The organism is Herbiconiux sp., assembly GCF_023264895.1.
Classification (GTDB): domain Bacteria; phylum Actinomycetota; class Actinomycetes; order Actinomycetales; family Microbacteriaceae; genus Herbiconiux.
Window position 1 is genome coordinate 1 of record NZ_JAHFUY010000144.1, and the last position, 6,619, is coordinate 6,619.

The 6,619-nt window shown below is 71.2% G+C and carries 6 protein-coding genes, 1 pseudogene and 1 riboswitch; of the genes and pseudogenes, 1 reads left to right on the forward strand and 6 read right to left on the reverse strand.

Features of this window, described 5'->3' with window-relative positions:
* Both Q0D57_RS18805 and Q0D57_RS18810 read right to left on the reverse strand, forming a co-directional pair.
* Positions 1-622: pseudogene (locus tag Q0D57_RS18805) on the reverse strand (serine hydroxymethyltransferase); the annotation flags it as partial.
* Between the two features lie 43 nt (positions 623-665).
* Positions 666-749, reverse strand: a riboswitch (ZMP/ZTP riboswitch).
* Positions 750-756: 7 nt separating this feature from the next.
* Positions 757-1,995: an MFS transporter gene (locus Q0D57_RS18810; RefSeq protein ID WP_291046921.1), complete on the reverse strand. Its 1,239-nt coding sequence runs from the start codon at positions 1,993-1,995 to the stop codon at positions 757-759.
* A gap of 225 nt (positions 1,996-2,220) precedes the next feature.
* Here Q0D57_RS18810 and purU point away from each other — a divergent pair, with 225 nt between their 5' ends.
* Positions 2,221-3,078 carry a formyltetrahydrofolate deformylase gene (purU, locus tag Q0D57_RS18815; RefSeq protein ID WP_291046924.1) on the forward strand — a complete coding sequence of 286 codons (858 nt, stop codon included), beginning with the start codon at positions 2,221-2,223 and terminating at the stop codon, positions 3,076-3,078.
* 24 nt (positions 3,079-3,102) lie between these two features.
* On the opposite strand, the gene Q0D57_RS18820 is transcribed toward purU, so the two are convergent.
* The 4 genes from Q0D57_RS18820 to Q0D57_RS18835 form a co-directional block, all read right to left on the reverse strand.
* Positions 3,103-3,891 (reverse strand): glucosamine-6-phosphate deaminase, encoded by a 789-nt coding sequence (locus Q0D57_RS18820; protein WP_291046925.1) that lies wholly within the window; start codon positions 3,889-3,891, stop codon positions 3,103-3,105.
* Positions 3,884-4,858: an ROK family protein gene (locus tag Q0D57_RS18825; protein ID WP_291046927.1), complete on the reverse strand. Its 975-nt coding sequence runs from the start codon at positions 4,856-4,858 to the stop codon at positions 3,884-3,886. The genes Q0D57_RS18820 and Q0D57_RS18825 overlap by 8 nt, the downstream gene beginning before the upstream one ends.
* Positions 4,855-6,309 carry a glycoside hydrolase family 3 protein gene (locus tag Q0D57_RS18830; protein WP_291046929.1) on the reverse strand — a complete coding sequence of 485 codons (1,455 nt, stop codon included), beginning with the start codon at positions 6,307-6,309 and terminating at the stop codon, positions 4,855-4,857. Before Q0D57_RS18830 ends, Q0D57_RS18825 begins: the two co-directional genes overlap by 4 nt.
* Positions 6,306-6,619: carbohydrate ABC transporter permease (locus Q0D57_RS18835; RefSeq protein WP_291046931.1), on the reverse strand; the 314-nt coding region annotated here is incomplete at its 5' end. The genes Q0D57_RS18830 and Q0D57_RS18835, both read right to left, overlap by 4 nt.

Consider the following 6,619-nt stretch of genomic DNA (forward strand, 5'->3'; position numbering starts at 1 on the left):
CGGCGAAGTGCGCCATGTCGACCCAGAGCTTGGCGCCCACCTCGTCGGCGATGGCGCGGAAGGCGGCGAAATCGAGCTGGCGGGGGTAGGCAGACCAGCCGGCGATGATCACCTGCGGCTTGTGCTCGAGCGCCTTGTCGCGCACCACGTCCATGTCGACCAGGAAGGTCGCGGGGTCGACGCCGTAGGAGACGGCGTTGTAGAGCTTGCCCGAGAAGTTGAGCTTCATGCCGTGCGTGAGGTGGCCGCCGTGCGCGAGCTCAAGGCCGAGGATGGTGTCGCCGGGAGTGGCGATGGCGCTCAGCACGGCCGCGTTCGCGGTGGCACCGGAGTGGGGCTGCACGTTGGCGTACTCGGCGCCGAAGAGCGCCTTGGCGCGGTCGATGGCGAGCTGCTCGGCCACGTCGACGAACTCGCAGCCGCCGTAGTAGCGGCGGCCGGGGTAGCCCTCGGCGTACTTGTTCGTGAGCACCGAACCCTGCGACTCGAGCACGGCGCGGGGCACGAAGTTCTCGGAGGCGATCATCTCGAGGGTGCCGCGCTGGCGGCCGAGCTCGAGCTTCAGCACCTCGGCGATCTCGGGATCGACTTCACTCAGCGGCGCATTGAAGGTGTCGGACATGACGGGCTCCTTTTCGGCGTGACGGACTACGTGTGTCGGGATCCGTATCGACCCAGGCGCGCGGCCGAATCCCTTGTCCGTCGCTTCCCGATGGTGAACCATCTGAACGCCAGTTGCGACGGGCTCAGCCTACCTCAGGAGCGCTGGGCGCGGCGAGTGAGTGCGGGGGTCGCGATCAGCAGCCCGATCCCCACGGCGAGCCCGATCAGGTAGATCCACGGCAGGGAGGCGAGGCCGAACGAGTCGAGGAAGATCCCGCCCACGAGTGCCCCCAGCCCGATCCCGGCGTTGAACGCGGTCGAGTAGAAGGCGCTGGCGGAGTCACGGATCGCGGGCGACGCCTCGTGCATGAGGCGCGTGGGCAGCAGGGTCGGGATGACGCCGAACGCGACGCCCCAGACGAAGAACGCACCGATGGCCACGACCGGGTTCGCCGCGAAGAGCGCGATCAGGAGCACCGAGGCGCCCGTGGCTCCGAGCGCGATCAGGAGGCCCGTGGTCGGCCGCCGGCCGAAGACGGCTCCGGCGGCGAGCACACCGAGCGCTCCGGCCCCGCCGTAGACGAGCAGCAGCAGCCCGATCTGGCCCTCGGGAACGCCCATCTCGCTGATCATGAACGGCGCGATGTAGGTGTAGAAGGAGTAGTTGCCGATCATCACGACGGCGACCAGGATGCAGATGAGCGCGACCACGGGGATCGTCGGGTCGAGCGGGCCGCGACGGCGTTCGGCCCGGAGCGCCTTGGTGTCGGTCGAGACCTCGAGGTGCTTGCGGTGGTCGACGCGCGGCAGCAGCAGCCAGATGAAGACGGCGCCGAGCACGGCGAGCGCGCCGATGCCGAGGAAGGGCACCCGCCAGCCGAAGGCGTGACCGACGGTCGTCGCGAGCGGCACCCCGAGCACGAAGGCGAGCGTGCCGCCTCCCGTGGTGATGGCGACCGCGCGGCCGATCTGCTCCTTGGGCACGAGATGCGCCGAGTAGGCGCCCACCACACCCCAGAAGACACCGTGCGCCATGCCGCCGACCACGCGGGCCACGACGAGCACCTCGAAGCTCGGGGCGAGGCCGCCGACGATGCTCGAGACGGCGATGGCCAGGAGCACCATCATGAGGAGCAGATGCCGGGGCACGCGCCGGAACAGGAACGTGAGCGGAACGCTCGTGAGCACGACGGCGAACGCGAAGAAGCTGATGAGCAGGCCCACCTGGGACTCGGAGACACCGAGTCCTGAACTCATCTCGGGCAGGAGGCCCGTGGGGATCATCTCGGCGGTGACCGAGAGGAAGACGGAGACGGCGAGCACGAGCAGGCCGCCCCAGGGGAAGGGCTTCACAGCGGGGGCAGAGCCCGTCTTGGGCAGAAATGTGGTCACAGAGGGGCGCACCATTCGAAGACAACTCGAAATTCGGCGGACAGAGGAGGCTCGAGTGCCGTTCCTGACGACCTGAAGCACCGAACCACCTTCTCGGCGGGGACCACCGTCGGCTCGCGACGTGATCTGCTCGGCGACGACTTCGTACATGCCCGTGGCCGGACGATGACCGTGCGACCACTGACTATTCTAGCTGAGAGCCGCCCGCTGGCAAGAGGAGAACCCATGACGCTGCCGCACAACCACCTGGTGCTGACCTTCGTCTGCGCCGACCTGCCCGGCATCGTGCACGCCGTGAGCGGCGCCGTGGTCCAATCCGGCGGCAACATCACCGAGAGCCAGCAGTTCTCCTCGGCCGACACCGGCCGGTTCTTCATGCGGCTCCAGGTGGAGGCGCAGGCCGGCCGCGACGTCTTCGAGGCGGCGCTCGCGCCCGTCGTGGAGCGCTACGGCATGGAGTGGCGGCTCGACGAGGTGGGCCGGCCGCTCCGCACCCTCGTGCTCGTCTCGACCGCCGCGCACTGCCTCAACGACCTGCTGTTCCGCCAGCGCGCCGGCCAGCTCCCGGTCGAGATCCCGCTCGTGCTCTCCAACCACGGGGTGCTCCGCGACCTCGCGGGCTTCTACGACGTGCCGTTCGAGGCCCTGCCGGTCACGGATGCCGCGTCGAAGGCCGCGTTCGAGGAGCGCGTCGTCCGCGCCGTCGAGGAGCACGACATCGAGCTCGTCGTGCTCGCCCGCTACATGCAGATCATCTCCCCGGAGCTCTGCGAGCGCCTCGCGGGCCGCCTGATCAACATCCATCACTCGTTCCTGCCCGGCTTCAAGGGCGCGAACCCCTACAAGCAGGCGCACGCACGCGGCGTGAAGCTCATCGGCGCCACCGCCCACTTCGTGACGAGCGATCTCGACGAGGGCCCGATCATCGAGCAGAACGTCGTGCGCGTCGACCACACCCGGACGCCCTCCGAGCTGGTCTCGATCGGTCAGGACGAGGAGAGCCGCACCCTCACCCAGGCGGTGAAGTGGTTCGCCGAGGACCGCGTGCTGCAGGACGGCGCCCGCACGATCATCTTCCGCTGACGCCGGCGCAGCCAACGACCACGCTCACACGATGACGGGATCCCAGGTGGGCTTCTGCGCGAACGCGTCGCGGTAGTACTCCTGCTCGGCGAGCATGCTCGCGGCCTCCTCGTCGACCACGACCGTGGCCCGTGGATGCAGCTGGATGGCGGAGGCGGGCAGGCTCGCGGTGAGCGGTCCCTCCACGGCCGCCGCCACGGCGTGGGCCTTCTGCGCGCCGAAGGCCAGCAGCACGAGCCGCTTCGCGCGCAGGATGGTGCCGAGGCCCTGGGTGATGCTGTGCACCGGCACCTCGTCGATCGAGTCGAAGAAACGCGCGTTGTCGGCCCTCGTCTGCCGGGTGAGGGTCTTCACGCGGGTGAGCGAGGCGAACGAGGAGCCCGGCTCGTTGAAGCCGATGTGCCCGTCGGTCCCGATGCCGAGCAGCTGCAGGTCGACACCGCCCGCGGCCAGGATGGCATCCTCGTAGCGCTCGCCCGCGGTCTCGATGCCGAGCGCGCGGCCGTCGGGCACGTGCACGGCCGCCGGGTCGAGCTTCAGCGGCACGATCACCTCGTTCGCGATCACGCTGTGGTAGCTCTGCGGGTGCGAGACCGGCAGCCCCACGTACTCGTCGAGCGCGAAGCCGCGCAGCCGCGAGAGGTCGAGCCCCGCCCGCACGCGCTCAGCGAGGGCGCGGTACACCGGCAGCGGGGTGTCGCCGGTGGCGAGCCCGAGCACCGAGTCGGCCTTCGCGCCGACGAGCCGCTCGATCGCTTCGGCCACGAGGGCGCCGGCGGCTCGGCGCGATCCGACGATGATGACTTCAGCCATGCGGGATCCTCTCCATCTCGGGCGCCGACGGCGCGCCCACGAGCGCGGCGCCGACCGCGGCGGCGGGGAAGCCCGCCGGCACGAGGAGCACCCGCTCGTCGAGCCCGAGCGACGCGAGGAACGGCGACTCCACGGCCCAGGATGCCAGAACCCGGCGCACCTCGTCGAGGAGCCACGGCCCGAGGTTCGAGAGCCCTCCCCCGATCATCACGATCTCGACGTCGAGGGTGAGCACGAGCATCCGCACCGCCGCTGCCACACCGTCGACGAAGCGGTCCCGAATGCGCGTCGCCTCCGCCTGGCCCGCGTCGGCGGCGGCGAGCAGCGAGCGCACGGGGTAGGGGTCGTCGGTGGCCCACTGCCGCGCGATGGCCGATCCGGAGGCCACGGTCTCCAGACACCCCCGCTGGCCGCACGGGCAGAGCGCGCCCGCGGGGTCGAACGGGATGTGCCCGATCTCGCCCGCCGCGCCGCGTGCCCCGCGCCAGAGGGCGCCCTCGATGACGTGGCCCGCCGCGAGGCCGGTGCCGAGGTTGAGGTAGGCGAGGGAACGGGCCGACGACCAGGCCGACGACTCCACCGAGGATGCGGCGACCGGCCGCGCGGTGAGGAGCCGGTAGGCGCCGAGCGCGGCGGCCTTCACGTCGTTCTCCACCTTGACCTCGCGGCCGAGGAGCGCCGAGAGCCGTCCGCCCACGTCGAGCTCGTCGAAGCCGAGGTTCACGGCGTGCGAGACCGTCCCGCGCGCCGCATCCACCTGGCCGGGGATGCCGACGCCGATGGACGCGAACCGGCGGGCGTCGACGCCCGTCGCCGCCGCGATCCGCTCGATGCCGTCGAGGGCCGTGCGGATGACCGCGTCGGCTCCGAAGCCCGTCGGCAGGCGAACGCGGTCCACGATCGCTCCGTCGTCGTCGAGCGCCACCGCGTCGGTCTTCGTGCCGCCGATGTCGAGGCCCAGCCTCATGCCCTCACCCCTCGTGCGTTCAGGAGGGCGACGAGCGCCTCGCCCACGGCGTCCGATGCCCCGTAGCTGGCGATCCCTGCGTAGGCGGGGTCGTCTCCAGGCCACCCCATGTCGACCGTGACGACGCGCTCGTGGCGCTCGCGGAGGGCGTCGATGAGCGAGCGGACGGCCGGACGGCGTTGGTTGTCCCGGCCGATCACGAGCACATATGCCTCCGGCGGTATGCTCGCCGTCGCGTCGTGGGAGCTCTCGGAGACGGTGACGACCGGGACGGCCGACCCGGCCCGCTCCCACGCCCCGAAGGGCCCCCAGGGCACGTCGCCGATGGCGACGTTCGGGTCGGCGTCGACGCGCAGCACCGCCCAGCCCGAGCCCTCGAGCACGCTGTCGGCCTCGGGCGAGATCGTGAAGGTGGCCGCGATGCGCTCGTGTCCCGGCAGCTCGGCGGCAGCTGCCGGCTCCCGCCCCGGCTGCTCCGCCGCGAGGCGGGCAGCGAGCGACCGCACGCGGGCCGCAGCGTCGGCGAGCCGCGTCGCGTCGACGTCGGCCGACACGAGCTCCGCGATCTCCTCGAGCTGCGCCTCGGAGTTCTTCGTGCCGATGCAGAGCAGGTCACAGCCCGCGGCGAGCGCCCGCACCGCGGCGGGCGGGATGCCGATCTCACCGCTCGCGCCCGCCATGTCGAGCGCGTCCGACACCACGACGCCGGTGAACCCGAGCTCCTCGCGGAGGATCCCCTGCAGGATGGCACTCGAGAACGTCGCGGGCGAGGAGGGGTCGATCGAGCGCACGAGGATGTGGCTCGTCATGACGGTGAGCGCCCCCGCCCGGATCGCCTCCCGGAACGGCCGGAGCTCACGTCGACGGAGCTCGTCGGCGTCCGCCGCGATCGACGGCAGGGCGAGGTGCGAGTCCTCCGCCGTGTCGCCGTGCCCCGGGAAGTGCTTGATGCTGGCGGCCACGCCCGTCGACTGCAGCCCCGAGGTCCAGGCGGCCGCGTGGCGTGCGACCAGCACCGGATCGGCGCCGAAGCTCCGGATGCCGATGACCGGGTTGAGCGGGTTCGAGTTGACGTCGACGTCGGGGGCGAGGTCGAGGTTGATGCCGGCCCGGCGGAGCTCCCGGCCCACGGCGACCGCGACCTGCATCGTCGTGTCCTCGTCGTCGATCCGGCCGAGGATCGCGTTGCCGGGGAAGGGCGCCCCACGGTCGTAGTAGAGGCGCGTGACGTCGCCGCCCTCCTCGTCGATGGCGATGAGGGCGAGCGGGTTCGCCGCCGTGATCGCGGCGGTGAGGGCGCAGAGCTGCGCGTCGTCGACGATGTTCTCGCCGAACAGGCACACTCCTGCGAGACCCTCGCGGAGCATCCGCTCGACCCAATCGGGCAGAGTCGTGCCCTCGAAGCCGGGCAGCAGGGTTCCGAGCACAGCCGCTCTGGTGTCGCCGGTCATCCCTTCACCGCCCCGCTGACGAGACCGGAGGTCATCCGGCCCTGCACGATCAGGAAGAAGACGATCACGGGGATGGCCATGAGCGTCGAACCGGCCATGATGGCGGCCCAGTTCGTGGTGCCGGTGACCTGCTGGAAGGTGCGCAGCCACACCGGCAGCGTCATCATCTCGGGCCGGGAGTTCACCACGAGGGCCAGCAGGAACTCGTTCCAGGCCTGGATGAACCCGAACACGCCCGTGGCCACGAGGCCGGGTGCGAGCAGCGGGAAGGTGATGCGCCAGAAGGCGCCGGTGCGCGAGCAGCCGTCGA

Excerpts from the sequence above, each read along its gene's own strand:
- Q0D57_RS18825 (WP_291046927.1), bottom strand. The coding sequence starts at position 4,858 with ATGAGGCTGGGCCTCGACATCGGCGGCACGAAGACCGACGCGGTGGCG.
- Q0D57_RS18830 (WP_291046929.1), bottom strand. The coding sequence starts at position 6,309 with ATGACCGGCGACACCAGAGCGGCTGTGCTCGGAACCCTGCTGCCCGGC.
- Q0D57_RS18820 (WP_291046925.1), bottom strand. The coding sequence starts at position 3,891 with ATGGCTGAAGTCATCATCGTCGGATCGCGCCGAGCCGCCGGCGCCCTC.
- purU (WP_291046924.1), top strand. The coding sequence starts at position 2,221 with ATGACGCTGCCGCACAACCACCTGGTGCTGACCTTCGTCTGCGCCGAC.